We start from the raw sequence: 12,838 nt of genomic DNA on the forward strand, positions 1-12,838 counted from the left end.
GCGTCCTGGGTCTCGCGGGGCGCCGGCAACAGGCCGCACCGACCGACTTCCCGGAAGGACCTTCCATGGCATCCTCCACCTCTCAGTCGGGCCCATCGACCGACTATCCCGACCACATCGACGGAGCGGTGCTCAAGGTCGCCGGCGTGGTCGTGCTCGGCGCGATCATGTCGATCCTCGACATCACCGTCGTCAACGTGGCGCTCCCGACCTTCCAGCGCGTCTTCGGCCATGGCAGCGAGGAGCTCCCGTACTCCCAGGTGGCGTGGACCGTCACCGGCTACACGCTGGCACTCGCGACCGTCATCCCCCTGACCGGCTGGGCCGCCGACCGCTTCGGCACCAAGCGCCTCTACGTCACCGCCATCCTGCTGTTCACCGCCGGATCGGGGCTGTGCGCCACGGCCTGGAGCATCAACGCCCTGATCGGGTTCCGCGTGCTGCAGGGGCTCGGCGGCGGCATGCTGATGCCGCTCGGCATGACCATCCTGACGCGCGCGGCCGGCCCTCACCGGATGGGCCGGCTGATGGCCATCCTCGGCGTACCGATGCTGCTCGGCCCGATCATGGGCCCGATCCTGGGCGGCTGGCTGATCCAGATCGCGAGCTGGCACTGGATCTTCCTGATCAACGTGCCGCTGGGGATCGCGGCGGCCGTCTACGCGTGGTTCGTGCTCGAGAAGGACGCTCCGGAGCCTTCGGAGTCCCTCGATGTCGTCGGCATGTTGCTGATGTCGCCCGGCCTCGCCCTGTTCCTGTACGGCGTCTCCTCGCTTCCGAGCCACGGCGGCGACGTGAGCAACCCCCACGTCTGGGTGCCGGCGCTCGTCGGCCTGGCGCTGATGGCCACCTTCGTATGGTGGTCCTTCAAGCCGAAGCACCCGCTGCTGGACCTGCGCCTGCTCGCGAACCGCAACCTCGCGCTCTCGCTGATCACGATGTTCCTGTTCGCCAGCGCCTTCTTCGGCGGCCTGCTGCTGGTGCCGACCTACTTCCAGCAGGTGCGCGGCGAGTCCACCCTGCACGCCGGCCTGCTGGTTGCCCCGCAGGGACTCGGCGCCATGATGACGATGCCGATCGCTGGACGGCTCTCCGACCGGGTGCCGATCGGCCGGATCGTGCCGGTCGGGCTGCTGCTGATCATCATCGGGATGTTCGGCCTCACCCAGATCACCGATACCACGCCGTACCCGGCGATCATCGTGATGCTCGTGGTGATGGGCTGGGGCATGGGCGCCACCATGATGCCGATCATGACCACGGCGCTGCGGAACCTGAAGCCGCACGAGGTGGCGCGGGGATCCACGCTGCTCAACATCAACCAGCAGATCGCCAGCTCCGTCGGCGTCGCGACGATGTCGGTGGTGCTGACCAACAACCTCAAGGACTCACCCGTCATCCCCGGCACCGAGGGCGTGCCGGGCTTCCCGGACGGCATCGTCGAGACCACGGCCGCGATCTTGAAGAACACCCAGCCGCTGCTCTTCGCCAAGCTCGACCTCGACCCCGCAGCCGTCGCGAAGGGCATGTCGAGCGCTGCGGAGGCCTTCGCCCATACCTACTGGGTGGCCTGGGTCGTCATCGTGCTCGCGATGATCCCGGCCCTGATGCTGCCACGCAAGAAGGAGCAAGCACCCACCCAGAGCAACGAGCGCGACGAGAACGCTCCTCCCGTCGTGATCCCCTGATCACTCCGTCCAGCAGCCGATGACGGCCGCCGCCACGCCGTAGGCGACGTCCTCGCGTGCCATCCCGTCGGGGAGTCGCGCCGGACTGAGCCGGCTGGCGTCGACCCACAGCGTCTTGTGGTCCTTGATGAAGACCACGTCGCCGTGGTGGGTCTCGAACGCCGGGAAGCCGAAGTTGGACAGCCCCTTGATGACGGTGGCGCCGGGCAGGCGCGCGCGCAGACCCTGGAAGTACGCCTTCCCCGGGGCGGCCGTGTCGAGGTCCTTGACCGAGAGGCGCAGCTCGCCGGCGCCGAGGCGGTAGCCGCACCGGTACAGCCGGTCACGCCACGTGTGCGTGCCGGCCGGCACCTCAGGCACGGTCAGCGTGTGGGCGACGGCCTCCCGGATCTCCTCGCCGCAGATCATCGACGCCGTCTCCGAGGGAGCCGCGGCGACCTCGACGTCTCCGGCCATCGAGGCACCGCCCGAGGGCTGGCCTCCGGGCGTGTCGTGCGCAGCGGTGCCCATTCCAGCAGACGAGCCGCAGCCCGCCACCAGGAGCGGTACGCCGGCCACGGCCAGTGCGATGCGTCGCATCATCCCCATCCCTTCCAGCCCATCGGGCTGTCACGAGGGGTTCGGAGCCGAGCACCCCACCGGTTGGGTCGGGGCCCGACACGCCGACGACGGTCCCGACCAAACCGGACACGCCCTCCGCGACGAACACCTGGTGAGAGTCGAGGAGGAACCGCCTTCGAAGGCTCCCAGATCAGAGAAGAGGAAGACGATGCACAAGGTACTTCGCATTCTGGTTCCCCTCGCCGCCGCGGCTGCTCCGCTGGCGCTCGCCGCGGGGCCGGCGACGGCCGACTCGGGCTCGTCCTACCAGGCGACGCTGAACCCGCTGAACCACCAGTCGGGGTCGGGCATGCTCATGCTCACGTTGAACGGGAACACCGCGAAGGTGACCGAGAGCTGGTCCGGGCTGGCAGGCCAGTTCAACGGCGCGCCGTTCCCCCACGTCCAGCACATCCACATCGGCGGCCAGGGCGTGTGTCCCACCGCCTCCGCCGACAAGAACGGCGACGGCGTCGTGTCCACCACGGAGGGCGCCCCGGCGTACGGCCCGATCGGGACCACCCTGTCGGTCACCGGGGACACGTCTCCGGCCGCCGGGACCGACATCAAGATCGCCCCGTCCGGGACCAGCACCCACTACTCGCGCACCATCACCCTGGATCCGAAGGTCGTCCAGTCCCTGAAGAACGACACCGCGGTGGTCGTCGTCCACGGTGACGACCCGACCACGCTGAGCAAGAAGGCCCAGGGCGAGAAGAGCGACCTCGTGCCCAGCCTGCCGCTGGCAGCGACGTCACCGGCCCTGTGCGGCGCGCTGCACGCGATGCCCGCCGGCGGCGTGAGCACCGGTACCGGCTCGACCGCGGGGATGGAGGACTCGGGCTTGCTGCTGCTCGCCGGTGGTCTCCTCGTCGCCGGCACCGGGACCGCGCTGTTCACCGTCCGTCGCAGGTCTGTGAAGGCCTGACGCCTCCATGCCGACACCTGGCTGGTCGCCCGGTCGCAAGGTCGCCCTCGTGCTCGCCCTTGTGGCCGTGGCGGCCGCCGCGGTCCTGGGAATCGTCGTGGTGCGAGCCCAGGTCAGCGCCCCGGAGCCGACGTCGGCCGGTCGGATCGATCCGCTCCCGAGCAGTTCGCCGAGCCTCCCCGTCGGCACCGGCTCCGCTGGTGCCGACGCCGGGGACGCGGGGCCGGCGGCCCCGGCGCCGCTGGGGCCTTCTCGCCCCACGACGATCTCCATCCCGGCCATCGGCGTCAGCACGACGGTGAACCCGATCGGGCTCGCCGCCGACGGCAGCCTGGCAGTGCCCCAACCAGGGCCACACCTGAACGAAGCAGCCTGGTTCACGAACTCCCCCTCGCCCGGCCAGCCCGGGCCCGCGATCATCGAGGGACACGTCGACACCGATACCGGCCCCTCGGTCTTCTTCAGGCTCGGCGACATCCACCCCGGCGATCGCGTGATCGTGCACCGAGCGGACGGGCACGTGCTCACCTTCCACGTCGACGCCGTACGGGACTTCCTCAAGGCGACGTTCCCGACTCGCCTCGTCTACGGCGGCCGGGACCTGTCCGAGCCCAGCCTGCGGCTCATCACCTGCAGTGACTTCGACGCCTCGATCCACCACCACATCGGCAACGAGGTCGTCTTCGCCCACCTCGTGCACACCGCCGACGCGTCCTGATCACACCTACTCCGCACCAGGAGAACAGCCATGTCCAGAACCACCGGCCGAACCACCGGCCGCACCATCGCCCTGCTCGGGGCCGCCGTTGTCGGCGTCGTCTCGCTCGCTGCCTGCGGCAGCAGCGGCAACGCGACCGCCACCAGCGCTCAGAGCGCCCACGCCTCGTCGTCGGGCTCCATGTCCTCCATGTCCTCCATGTCCTCCATGTCCTCCATGTCCCCCATGTCCATGGCGCCGAGCACGACGGGCAGCTCGAGCATGGCGGACATGATCATGATCAAGAGCTTCGCGTTCACCAGCCCCGCCTCGGTCCCGGCAGGGTCCACCGTCGAGGTGATGAACATGGACAGTGAGGCGCACACCGTCACCGCCAACAGCGGCGGAGCCTTCAACGTGACGATCCCGCCGGGCAAGACCGTCACGTTCACCGCGCCGAGCAAGCCCGGCACCTACGCCTACCACTGCGCCTACCACAGCAACATGCACGGCACCCTTCGGGTCAGCTGACCCACGCGCCGGCGACCTAGCCGGGCTTCGCCATCCACGTCTCGATCCCGGCGGCGTCGATCGGCAGCGCCGCGGACAGCACCTCGGAGCCGCGCTCGGTGACCAGGACGTCGTCCTCGAGCCGTACGCCGATCCCGCGCAGCTCCGGCGGGACGGAGAGGTCGTGGGCGTGGAAGTAGAGACCCGGCTCGACGGTCATCACCATGCCGGGCTCCAGCGTGCCGCCCTGGTAGGCCTCGTAGCTCGACCGCGCGCAGTCGTGGACGTCGAGACCGAGGTGGTGGCCGATCCCGCAGACCAGCCAGCGGCGGTGCTGCTGGCCGTCCGGCGAGAGCGCCTCGTCGACCGAGACCGGGAGGAGGTCCCAGTCGTGCAGGCCCTGGGCGATGACCTGCATCGAAGCCTCGAAGAAGTCACCGTAGGGACGCCCCGGACGTACGGCGTCCAGTCCGGCCCGGTGGGACCGCTCGACCAGGTCGTGCACCCGGCGCTGCACCTCGGAGAAGCGTCCGGAGGCGGGGAAGGTGCGGGTGACGTCGGCGGTGTAGAGCGAGTCGACCTCCACACCCATGTCGAGCAGCAGCAGCTCGTCGGGCAGCACCGGGCCGTCGGCGCGCACCCAGTGCAGCGTCGGGGCGTGCGGTCCGGAACCGACGATGCTGGCGTAGCCCGGCCCGTTGCCGAAGGTGCGAGCGGCCCGGTCGAAGGTGCCCTGCAGCCAGCGCTCGCCGCCGGACCGGATCGCGGTCGGGATCTCCCGCACCGTCTGCCCGAAGCCGAGCACGGTGGCGTCGACCGCCTGGCGCAGCTGTGCGATCTCCCAGGCGTCCTTGACCATCCGCAGCTCGGCGAGCACGCGCGTCAGCTCGGTGGACTGCTCCGGGCGTTCGAGCGCGGGCGGCCAGTCGCGGTGACCGCCGACGAGCGCCTCGGAGGTCCGCGCCAGCGCGGCCTCGAGGTCACTCAGGTCCCGCACGGGTACGTCGAGCGCGCGCTGCCAGTCCGCGAGGCGCGGCGCGGCTCCGACCCAGAGCTCGCCGTACGTCGCGTCCGCGAAGAACCGCTCCTCACCGGGGCCGAACGGCGCGGGCAGGTAGAGCGTGGCGTCGTGCGATGAGCCGGCCGGCGTCATCACCAGGACCGCGTCCTCGGCCGTGCAGCCGGTCAGCCAGGCGAAGTCGCTGTGCGGCCGGAAGTCGTAGTAGCAGTCGTTGACCCGAGCCGGCGCGCGCCCGCCGGCAACCACGATCGCCGCGCCGGGGAAGGCCGCGCTGAGGCGCGCCCGGTGCGCGGCGGCCGCGTCGGCGGCGCCCGCCACCACCGGTGCGGGCCGCTCCGGCTCGCCCCACTGCCCGGCGATGAACGAGGTGAACCCGGCCGACCGCCCGAGCCGCGGCATCCGGGGATCCTCGTTCGCGCCGCGCGGCATCGAGGTCGGGGCGGTCGGCGGGGTCACGGGACGGGCGTCGAGATCTGTCACGGCAGCACCCTAAGCAGCGCTCGGCGGCCGGCGAATTCGCCGAGTCCGCAGCAGCGGGTGCAAACTCGGCTGCCCTTTCGACTGATTCGCACCTGAGGGAAGGATGGGCTCGTGCGCCGCTTCCGGGTTCCCCTCCTTGCGCTGACGGTCGGCCTGGTGCTCGCCGACTCAGCGGTGGTCACGCTCGCCCTTCCGGCGATCCTGCAGCGGCTGCACGGCACCGTCCCGCAGATCGCGTGGGTGCTGATCTCCTTCAACCTGGTGCTGGCGCTGTGCGCCGTCCCCGCCGCCCGGCTCTGCGACCGGTTCGACCCGCGGATCTGCTGCGCCGCGGGGATAGCGCTGTTCGCGGCGGCGTCGGCCGCGTGTGCGCTGGCCGGCTCGATGGAGCTGCTCATCGCCGCGCGGTCGGTGCAGGCGCTCGGCGGTGCCTTCGCCCTGGTCGGCTCACTCGAGCTGCTGGTGAGCGTCGAGGGCGAGACTCGCGGCGTGGGCTGGTGGATCGCGGCCGGCGTGGTCGGCACCGCCGCCGGCCCGGTCGTGGGCGGACTGCTCACCGAGGCCATCTCCTGGCAGGCGATCTTCGTGGTGCAGGTGCCGGTGGCGATCCTCGCCGTACCGGCCGCGCTCAGCATCCGGCCGGTCCGTACGCCGACACCGCAGCGGCACCCGCCCGCGCTCGCGCCCAACCTCGCCCTGGCGCTGCTCTCGGCCGCGCTGACGGCAGCGCTGTTCCTCCTGGTGCTGCTGCTGGTGGAGGGCTGGCGCCACTCCCCTGCCGCCGCGGCCCTGACCGTCTCGGTGATCCCGCTGGCGGCGGCCGCGGCCCGGCCGCTGGTGCGCCGGCTCGGGGCCACGCCGCGGATGGAGGCGGTGGCCGGCAGCCTGCTGATCGCCGGCGGCCTGGTCGCACTCGCCCTGCCGCCCTCGGCGCACCTGGCCTGGACCATCGCGCCGCAGGCCCTGATCGGGCTGGGTCTGGGCATGACGGTGGACCGCCTGACCGCCGCCGCGCTGCGCGACCGCCTGCCGCGGGCGGTCCACGGCGGCTGGACCATCGCAGCCCGTCACTTCGGCGTCGTGGCCGGCCTGCTGGTGCTGACCCCGGTCTTCACCGCCAGCCTCGAAGCGGCCCAGGGGCCGGCACAGGAAGCGGTCACCGCCCTGGTGCTGGACGCACCGCTGCAGGCCGGCGACAAGGTCGCCATCGCGCACGCACTGTCCGACCGGCTGGCCGACCAGCACGACCAGGTCCCAGACCTGCGCCCGGCCTTCCGCTCGCTCGACATCGCCCCCGAGGACCGGCCGGCCGCCGACGACCTCGAACGCGCGCTGGACGACCAGGTACGCCGCGCGGCGACCCGCGCCTTCCGCGACTCGTTCCTGATCGCCGGCGCCCTGGCACTGCTGGCCCTGATCCCCCTCTCCGTACGCCGGAGGTCGCGGTGAGCCTCGCCGTACGGGCACGGAGCCTCGCGCTGCCCCTCCTCGCCCTCGTGCTGGTGGCGATCGTGCTGGTCGTCCAGGTCGCGAACGGCGGAGGCCGCTACGCGCCGAGCGCGGTGGCCGATCCGTGCACGGCGCCCGCCCCGACCCGGACCCCCGCCACCCTCGACGCACTCGGGCAACAGCTGGTGCTGCTCGGGCTGGACGGTGCGGCGTGCCGGCTCGGGGTCTCCCGCGAGGCCCTGACGCTCCAGCTCGCCCAGGACCACGAGGATCCGTCCGATGCCCAGGTCGACGCGCTCAAGGCGGGGATGCTCGACGCCATAGACCGGGTGAAGGCGGCCGGCGCGCTGCCGCCCGCCGCAGACCTGGTCGACCAGGCCCTCGACTCCGCCGACCTGAATGCGCTGGTCAAGCTGGCGATCCGGGCACTTCCCGACACGGTCATCAACCGAGCGCTGCCGACCGACGAGGTGCTGCGCCAGGCCGTGGAGAACCTCGACGTACGCGCGCTCCTCGGCGACCTCGACGACTCCAGCCAACTCGGCAACCTGGTCACCAAGGCCGTCACGAAGGCCGTCGAGCAGACCCTCGTCGCGCAGGTGCGCGGGTTGGTCTGACGGGTCGGATCGGCTCCCCGGACCGCGCCTGCTTGGCAGCGAGGTAGGCACGGTTGCTCGGCGTCAGGTGGACCGTCATCGGCACCTGCTCGACCACCCCGATCCCGAGCCGGGTCAGCTGCGATGTCTTGTCGGGATTGTTGGTGAGCAGCCGCACCTCGCCGATGCCCAGGGCCTGCAGCATCTGGGCGGCGACGGCGTAGTCGCGGCCGTCCGCGGGATAGCCGAGCGCGACGTTGGCGTCGAAGGTGTCCAGCCCGTCGTCCTGCAGCGCGTAGGCGTCGATCTTGGCGTAGAGGCCGATGCCGCGACCCTCCTGTCGCAGGTAGAGCAGGTAGCCGCCCTCGGAGGCGAGCCGGTCGAGTGAGTCGTCGAGCTGTGGCCCGCAGTCGCACCGCCTGCTGCCCAGCACGTCGCCGGTCAGGCACTCGCTGTGCACCCGCACCAGCGGTACGCCGGGCCCGCAGGCAGCCGCCGGCTCCGAGCGGTCACCGAGGCCGAGCACGATGTGCTCCCGTCCGTCGGCCAGACCGTCGAAGGTGAACAACCGGGCGGTCGTGACCTGGCCACCCGGCAGCCGGACGGGGAGCCGGACGTGAGTCCTGATCGTGGCCTGCCGCATTTCAGCGCTCCTCGGGCGGGCACTCGCACGACGGCCCCGGGAAGCGCGCGGAGAGCGCATAGCGATGCACCGTCACGTCTCCGATCTGGCGCACGCCGGCCAGCCGCGCCCGGCTGCCGGCCTCACCCGCGGTGCCCGGGCCGAGCAGCCGCGGCGCGTGCGGGTCCCCCACCAGCAGCGGCGCGAGAGCGAGGTTGAGCTCGTCGGCGACGCCCTCGCCCAGGAACTGGGTGAGGATGCTCGCGCCGCCCTCGACCAGCAGGCGGCGTACGCCTCGGCGGTGCAGGTCCTCGGCCAGCGCACGCATGGTGATCGTGGGTCCGGCGTCGACCACCTCGGCCCGCTCCCCCACCGTGGCACGCAGATCCGCGGCACTGGCGTCGGCGCAGTAGACCAGCTTCGGGCCCGCGCCGAGGGTGAAGAACCGCGCCTCGGGCTCGAGCTTGCCGCGCGCCGTGACGGTGACCTTGAGGGGACTCTCGGGCAGCCCGCGTCCGGCCCGCTCACGGCGGAGTTCGGCCGCACGCACCAAGAGGCGCGGGTCATCGGCGCGGATGGTGCCGGCACCGACCAGGATCGCGTCACAGCCGGCCCGGACGGCGTCGACCCGGTCCAGGTCGGCGTCGTTGGAGAGCACCAGTCGCTGCTCGCTGGTGTCGTCGAGGCAGCCGTCGAGCGAGACGCAGCAGCTCAGCAGCGTGTAGGGCCGGCTCGCACTCTCAGCCACGCGACGACGCCTCCCTCCGGACGAGCACGACGTGGGTCACCAGCAGCGCCATCCCGCCGGGCAGCGTGGCCACCAGGGCGGCGACGCCGTAGGCGACCGAGACCGCCAACCCGTCGGAGGCGGGCAGGCCGCACGCCACGAACGCCCATGCTGCGATGCCCTCCCGGGGTCCCCACCCGGCGATGCTGGTAGGCACCGTGGAGCCGAGCAGCACCGCCAGCGCGAGGGCGAGCCGCTGCGGGCCGTCGAGGTCGACCCCGACGACGTTCATCGCGGTGAGCAGGACGACGGCGTGAGCGCCGGCGACGGCGAGCGAGGTGGCCACCACTGTCACCGCCGCACGCGGCCGGGCGAGGACGGCGGCCAGATCACGGGCGACGGGACGGATCCACGGCACCAGCGCAGCCGCGGCCAGCGCAACCCCACCGACGACCAGCGCCACCGGCCGCAGGCCCGTCGGCACGAGTGCCAGCACACCCACCGTCGCCGCCACCTGCACGATCAGGCCGAGGGTGCGCTCCCAGACGACGCTGCGCGCCGCCCTTGGCAGGCTGCCGGCGCGGCGGCCGTGCTGGACGGCACGGTGCACGTCGCCCAACACGCCCGCCGGCAGGGTCGCGTTGAGGAACTGCGAGCCGTAGCAGGACAGGTACGCCGTACCGAGGCCGATCTCGGCGCCGAACACCGCCGCCACCGCCCGCCAGCGCCACGCACAGCAGGCCGTCGCGACGGCGGTCAGCCCGACCGCGACCAGCAGCAGGGTGCCGTCGGTGGCGCGCAGGCCACGCACCACCGGGTCCGCGCCGAAGCGCACCAGGAGTGCCACCACGATCAGCACGCCCAGCGCCGGTCGCAGCCAGGGCCTGATCCTGAGGGCCGCGCGTTCGGACACACCACCAGACCGCCGCGCTGCCGCGGTCGTGGAGGCGGCCGCGGGGACCGTCGTGGATGCGCTCACGGCCGCGCCACCAGCCGCTCCCTGTGCCGTGGCAGCGGTGCCGGCAGCGCGGCCTCGACGGAGGCGACGGTGTCGGCCCACCTCGTCAGGGTGCCGCGGCGCGACCGCGCCGCAGCGCGCAGCGAGGCCCGCAGGCTCGGATCCGTCAGCCAACGGCGCAACGTCCGGGCCAGCGCCTCGGGCTCGCCGGATGGGACCAGGAGGCCGGGGAGGCGCCCGTCCGGCGCGCGACCGACCGCCTCGCGGACACCGCCGACGTCCGAGGCGACCACCGGTACGCCGTGGGCCAGCGCCTCGGTGAGCACCATCCCGAAGGTCTCGTGGCGAGAGGGGAGCACCAGCAGGTCCGCGGCACGGTAGCGCTCGGCCAGGGCGGCGGCCGGGAGGGGACCTGTGGTCGTGATCCGGCTGGGCGCGGCGTGCTCGACCGGTCCCGCCCACACGCAGGACCAGGCCAGGTCGGTGAGGGTCTCAAGGGCGGTCGCCAGGACGTCGTACCCCTTGGCCCGACCGGCTCGCCCCACGCACAGCAGCGCTCCCCCCTCGCCAGCCCCGGTCTCCGAGCCCGCAGCCGGAGGCGCCGGGTCGACGCCCGGCGGCGCGACCGCCACCGATGACAGGCGGTAGTGGTCGGCCAGCCAGCCCCGCGTCCAGTCGCTGGTGGCGATCACGACCCCAGCCGCGGCCAGCACCGCCTCCTCCGCGGGGCGCGCGTGCGGTGCGTCGAGCCCGAGCGGCAGGTGCACGAGTACGCCGAGCGCGAGCCTTGCGGCGGCCGGGACCAGGACGCCCGGTGAGGCGCCCGCGACCAGACCGTCGACCAGCGCCGGCTCATCGGAGGGCACCTCGGCCAGGGCGGCGGCCAGCAGCGCCGTCGCCGCCCGGTCGGGCCACGGCCACGGACCCGCCACCGCGTGCTCGACGACCCGCCAGCCGCGGGCCGCAAGGCCGTCGGCGACCCGCCGGTCGTACACGTTCCCGCCGCTGGGCCGGGTCGGGTCGTCGACACCCTCGGGGACGACCAGGTGGACGGTCCTCATCGCGAGTCCCACGGCCCGGTCTCGTAGGACACCCACGCGATGTCCGACTCGCGCAGGGTGACCGTCAGTGCCGAGACGTGCGGGCCCAGCACGCCGGCGAGGATCCGCTCGCCGAGTGCATCGCCGACGACCTGGGCGACGGCCTCGGTCGTGCTGTTGCGGCCCGCGAACGCGGGCGACTCGTCGAGGTTGCGATAGTCGAGCCCGGCCAGCACGTCGCGCAGCTCGGCGGCGGCCCGTCCGATGTCGACCAGCACCCCCGAGGCGTCGATCTCCGGCCCGCGGAACGCCGCCTCGACGACGTACGTCGCGCCGTGCAGCCGCTGCGCCGGTCCGAACTCCTCCCCCCTCAGGCTGTGCGCGACCATGATCCGATCACGGACCGTGACGGTGTAGCAGGACGTGGGCATCGTGATCGCTCATCCCTCCGGGTCGTAGTCGATGGTGTGGCACAGCGCCGGCCGGCCCGCGGCGAGCGCAGCCATCACCTCCGGGAGCTCCTCGAACGGCGACCTGTCGCTGAGGAGTACGTCGAACGCGTCGTCGCGCAGCAGCGAGAGGGCAAGCGCGAGCCGCTCGGTCGTGGTACGCCGGGGCCGACGGGCGGCCGCGACGGCACCGACCTGGCTGGCGATGATCCGCAGCCGGCGGGAGTGGAAGGCGCCGCCCAGGGCGACCGGGACCGTGCGGTCGCCGTACCAGCTCATCTCCAGCACCGTGCCCTCCTCACCGAGCAGGTCGAGTGCCAGGGCCAGCCCCTCGCCCGTAGCGCTGGCGTGCACGACCAGGTCCAGCTGGCCGGCGAGTGAGCCGAGTGCCGCCTCGGGCGTCGCGAAGGCCACGCCGAGCGCTGCCGCCGTCGCCGCTCGGTCGCCGTCGGGATCCACCACGGTGATATCGACGCCGGGGATGGCCCCGAGCAGGCGCGCGACGCAGCAGCCGACCATGCCGCCGCCGACGACCGCGATCCGGTCGCCGACGAGCGGCGCGGCCTCCCACAGGGCGTTCACGGCGGTCTCGACCGTGCCGGCCAGGACCGCCCGCCTCGCCGGCACGTCCTCCGGAACCGGCAGCACCGCGTCGGCGGGGACGACGTACGCCGTCTGGTGGGGATGGAGGCAGAAGACGGTGTGTCCCAGCAGCGCACGCGGACCGGCCTCGACGACACCGACGCTGAGGTAGCCGTAGGTCACCGGGCCGGGCAGGTCGCCGCGCTGGAACGGGGCGCGCATCCGCTCGCGCTGCGCCACAGGCACCTCGCCGCGGAAGACCAGCGTCTCGGTCCCGCGGCTGATCCCGCTGTGCAGTGCACGGACCAGGACCTCCTCGGCGCCCGGGTCCGGCAACGCCACCTGGTGGATCTCACCGACGCCGGGGCGCACGGTGACGAAGGCACGGGCGCTGCGTGGCTCCATCCGAGCCCTCCTTGCGTGCTGGCCGGCACTGCGTCGGCCCGGATTGAACCGGAGCAGAGCGGGTGTCGTGTCTGTCGTGTACTCCC

Annotated in this window: 15 protein-coding genes; 6 read left to right on the plus strand and 9 right to left on the minus strand. The window is 72.8% G+C overall.

Annotated features, from left to right (window positions below; all coding sequences use genetic code 11):
* The first annotated feature begins 65 nt into the window (after positions 1-65).
* A complete protein-coding gene (locus H036_RS0116490) occupies positions 66-1,688 on the plus strand; it encodes a DHA2 family efflux MFS transporter permease subunit (RefSeq protein WP_017935907.1) in 1,623 nt (540 codons plus the stop codon).
* Here H036_RS0116490 and H036_RS0116495 read toward each other — a convergent pair whose 3' ends face one another.
* The gene (locus H036_RS0116495; protein WP_157417496.1) at positions 1,689-2,267 is read right to left on the minus strand and encodes a hypothetical protein; all 579 of its coding nucleotides are present in this window, start codon (positions 2,265-2,267) and stop codon (positions 1,689-1,691) included.
* A 190-nt stretch (positions 2,268-2,457) separates the two neighbouring features.
* On the opposite strand from H036_RS0116495, the gene H036_RS0116500 reads away from it, so the two are divergent.
* Together H036_RS0116500 and H036_RS0116505 are read left to right on the plus strand one after the other, a co-directional pair.
* Positions 2,458-3,216, plus strand: a complete 759-nt coding sequence (locus tag H036_RS0116500) for a hypothetical protein (RefSeq protein WP_017935909.1) — start codon at positions 2,458-2,460, stop codon at positions 3,214-3,216.
* A 7-nt stretch (positions 3,217-3,223) separates the two neighbouring features.
* Entirely contained in the window at positions 3,224-3,934 is a 711-nt protein-coding gene (locus H036_RS0116505; protein ID WP_017935910.1) for a class F sortase, read from the plus strand.
* A 149-nt stretch (positions 3,935-4,083) separates the two neighbouring features.
* On the opposite strand, the gene H036_RS26115 is transcribed toward H036_RS0116505, so the two are convergent.
* Positions 4,084-4,206: a hypothetical protein gene (locus H036_RS26115; protein WP_017935911.1), complete on the minus strand. Its 123-nt coding sequence runs from the start codon at positions 4,204-4,206 to the stop codon at positions 4,084-4,086.
* Between H036_RS26115 and H036_RS24540 the strand changes: the two genes are divergently transcribed.
* A complete protein-coding gene (locus tag H036_RS24540) occupies positions 4,205-4,444 on the plus strand; it encodes a cupredoxin domain-containing protein (RefSeq protein WP_017935912.1) in 240 nt (79 codons plus the stop codon). The two genes, H036_RS26115 and H036_RS24540, sit on opposite strands and share 2 nt — an antisense overlap.
* A gap of 16 nt (positions 4,445-4,460) precedes the next feature.
* Here the strand turns inward: H036_RS24540 and H036_RS0116515 are convergent, their stop codons facing one another.
* Positions 4,461-5,924 carry an aminopeptidase P family protein gene (locus H036_RS0116515; RefSeq protein WP_017935913.1) on the minus strand — a complete coding sequence of 488 codons (1,464 nt, stop codon included), beginning with the start codon at positions 5,922-5,924 and terminating at the stop codon, positions 4,461-4,463.
* Between the two features lie 111 nt (positions 5,925-6,035).
* On the opposite strand from H036_RS0116515, the gene H036_RS0116520 reads away from it, so the two are divergent.
* Together H036_RS0116520 and H036_RS0116525 are read left to right on the plus strand one after the other, a co-directional pair.
* Positions 6,036-7,373 carry an MFS transporter gene (locus tag H036_RS0116520; RefSeq protein ID WP_017935914.1) on the plus strand — a complete coding sequence of 446 codons (1,338 nt, stop codon included), beginning with the start codon at positions 6,036-6,038 and terminating at the stop codon, positions 7,371-7,373.
* A complete protein-coding gene (locus tag H036_RS0116525) occupies positions 7,370-7,990 on the plus strand; it encodes a hypothetical protein (protein ID WP_017935915.1) in 621 nt (206 codons plus the stop codon). Before H036_RS0116520 ends, H036_RS0116525 begins: the two co-directional genes overlap by 4 nt.
* On the opposite strand, the gene H036_RS0116530 is transcribed toward H036_RS0116525, so the two are convergent.
* Genes H036_RS0116530 through H036_RS0116555 form a run of 6 tightly spaced genes read right to left on the minus strand, consistent with a single transcriptional unit; the run spans position 7,938 to position 12,752 of the window.
* Complete coding sequence (locus H036_RS0116530; protein ID WP_017935916.1) at positions 7,938-8,612, minus strand: GTP cyclohydrolase II; 675 nt, start codon at positions 8,610-8,612, stop codon at positions 7,938-7,940. The two genes, H036_RS0116525 and H036_RS0116530, sit on opposite strands and share 53 nt — an antisense overlap.
* 1 nt (position 8,613) lies before the next feature.
* Positions 8,614-9,339, minus strand: coding sequence for a RibD family protein (locus tag H036_RS0116535; protein ID WP_017935917.1), 726 nt, complete (start codon positions 9,337-9,339; stop codon positions 8,614-8,616).
* Positions 9,332-10,297: a lysylphosphatidylglycerol synthase transmembrane domain-containing protein gene (locus H036_RS23265; RefSeq protein ID WP_157417497.1), complete on the minus strand. Its 966-nt coding sequence runs from the start codon at positions 10,295-10,297 to the stop codon at positions 9,332-9,334. Before H036_RS23265 ends, H036_RS0116535 begins: the two co-directional genes overlap by 8 nt.
* A complete protein-coding gene (locus H036_RS23270; protein ID WP_051068712.1) occupies positions 10,294-11,337 on the minus strand; it encodes a glycosyltransferase family 4 protein in 1,044 nt (347 codons plus the stop codon). Before H036_RS23270 ends, H036_RS23265 begins: the two co-directional genes overlap by 4 nt.
* On the minus strand, positions 11,334-11,747 hold the full coding sequence (locus H036_RS0116550) for a 6-pyruvoyl trahydropterin synthase family protein (protein WP_017935920.1): 414 nt from the start codon (positions 11,745-11,747) through the stop codon (positions 11,334-11,336). Before H036_RS0116550 ends, H036_RS23270 begins: the two co-directional genes overlap by 4 nt.
* A gap of 9 nt (positions 11,748-11,756) precedes the next feature.
* A complete protein-coding gene (locus H036_RS0116555; protein ID WP_017935921.1) occupies positions 11,757-12,752 on the minus strand; it encodes a zinc-dependent alcohol dehydrogenase in 996 nt (331 codons plus the stop codon).
* Positions 12,753-12,838 lie beyond the last annotated feature (86 nt).

It is taken from the genome of Nocardioides sp. Iso805N (assembly GCF_000364605.1).
In the GTDB taxonomy this organism is placed as follows: Bacteria; Actinomycetota; Actinomycetes; order Propionibacteriales; family Nocardioidaceae; genus Nocardioides.

Coding starts and splice junctions, on each gene's coding strand:
- H036_RS24540 (WP_017935912.1), top strand. CDS start 4,205: ATGATCATGATCAAGAGCTTCGCGTTCACCAGCCCCGCCTCGGTCCCG.
- H036_RS23270 (WP_051068712.1), bottom strand. CDS start 11,337: ATGAGGACCGTCCACCTGGTCGTCCCCGAGGGTGTCGACGACCCGACC.
- H036_RS26115 (WP_017935911.1), bottom strand. CDS start 4,206: ATGTCCGCCATGCTCGAGCTGCCCGTCGTGCTCGGCGCCATGGACATG.
- H036_RS0116500 (WP_017935909.1), top strand. CDS start 2,458: ATGCACAAGGTACTTCGCATTCTGGTTCCCCTCGCCGCCGCGGCTGCT.
- H036_RS0116495 (WP_157417496.1), bottom strand. CDS start 2,267: ATGCGACGCATCGCACTGGCCGTGGCCGGCGTACCGCTCCTGGTGGCG.
- H036_RS0116490 (WP_017935907.1), top strand. CDS start 66: ATGGCATCCTCCACCTCTCAGTCGGGCCCATCGACCGACTATCCCGAC.
- H036_RS0116505 (WP_017935910.1), top strand. CDS start 3,224: ATGCCGACACCTGGCTGGTCGCCCGGTCGCAAGGTCGCCCTCGTGCTC.
- H036_RS0116530 (WP_017935916.1), bottom strand. CDS start 8,612: ATGCGGCAGGCCACGATCAGGACTCACGTCCGGCTCCCCGTCCGGCTG.
- H036_RS0116555 (WP_017935921.1), bottom strand. CDS start 12,752: ATGGAGCCACGCAGCGCCCGTGCCTTCGTCACCGTGCGCCCCGGCGTC.
- H036_RS0116550 (WP_017935920.1), bottom strand. CDS start 11,747: ATGCCCACGTCCTGCTACACCGTCACGGTCCGTGATCGGATCATGGTC.